Origin of the sequence: Ostreibacterium oceani (assembly GCF_009362845.1) — a bacterium.
Taxonomy (GTDB): Bacteria; Pseudomonadota; Gammaproteobacteria; order Cardiobacteriales; family Ostreibacteriaceae; genus Ostreibacterium; species Ostreibacterium oceani.
The window spans coordinates 1-1,276 of sequence record NZ_WHNW01000022.1 but is presented as its reverse complement, the minus strand read 5'-3'; the positions used below and the strand labels follow the sequence as shown (position 1 = coordinate 1,276).

The 1,276-nt window shown below is 48.4% G+C and carries 1 protein-coding gene; it reads left to right on the top strand.

The window, feature by feature from the left end; all coding sequences use genetic code 11:
* Positions 1 to 1,250, top strand: a 1,250-nt coding sequence (locus tag GCU85_RS09825) for a TolB family protein (protein WP_152811008.1), incomplete at its 5' end; no start/stop codon positions are given.
* Positions 1,251 to 1,276 lie beyond the last annotated feature (26 nt).

Sequence of the window (1,276 nt, the reverse complement as noted above, 5' to 3'; positions counted from 1 at the left end):
GGCGCTACGTTGCTTTTTCATCAAATTCAACAAACTTAGTCGCAGGGGATACGAATGGGCGTGATGATGTCTTCGTCCACGATACACAAACGGGCGTCACCACACGTGTTAGTGTTGATAGTTCGGGAACAGAGGGCGATAGTCATTCAAATACCCCTTCGATTTCTGCTGATGGGCGCTACGTGGCTTTTCAGTCAAATGCAACAAACTTAGTCGCAGGGGATACAAATGGGACTACTGATGTCTTCGTCCACGATACACAAACGGGGGACACCACGCGTGTCAATGTCGATAGTTTGGGAACAGAGGGCGATAGAGATTCATTTAGCTCTTCGATATCTGCTGATGGGCGCTACGTGGCTTTTCAGTCATTTGCAACAAACTTGGTCGCGGGGGATACGAATGGGAATGCTGATATCTTCGTACACGATACACAAACGGGCGTCACCACGCGTGTCAGCGTTGATAGTGTGGGAACAGAGGCCGATAGTTATTCACAAACTCCTTCGATTTCTGCTGATGGGCGCTACGTTGCTTTTACGTCAACTGCAACAAACTTGGTCGCGGGGGATACGAATGGGAATACTGATATCTTCGTCCACGATACACAAACGGGCGTCACCACGCGTGTCAACGTTGATAGTGTGGGAACAGAGGGTGATAATGGTTCATATAATCCTTCGATTTCTGCTGATGGGCGCTACGTGGCTTTTTACTCAAGTGCAACAAACTTGGTCGCGGGGGATACGAATGGGGTTGCTGATATCTTCGTGCACGATACACAAACGGGGAACACCACGCGTGTCAGTGTCGATAGTGTGGGGACAGAGGGCGATGGTCTCTCGCAAAGCCCTTCGATATCTGCTGATGGGCGCTACGTGGCTTTTACGTCAAATGCAACAAACTTAGTCGCGGGGGATACGAATGGAACGCTCGATATTTTCGTACACGATACACAAACGGGCGTCACCACGCGTGTCAGTGTCGATAGCAATGATATAGAGGGCGATAGTTATTCAACTGGCCCTTCGATTTCTGCTGATGGGCGCTACGTGGCTTTTGAGTCATATGCAACAAACTTGGTCGCGGGGGACACGAATAATGCTGGAGATGTTTTCTTTACGGCGACAAACTTAGCGGTAGCCTCAACAACAGAGAATATTCCATCGACGAGTGTTATGGGGTTATTGTCGTTGATGACTGGTGTAGTGGCTTTTGGGTTGATTCGTCGTCGAAAATCAATAAAGTAATTAATAATCAACAGATCTAGCCAATT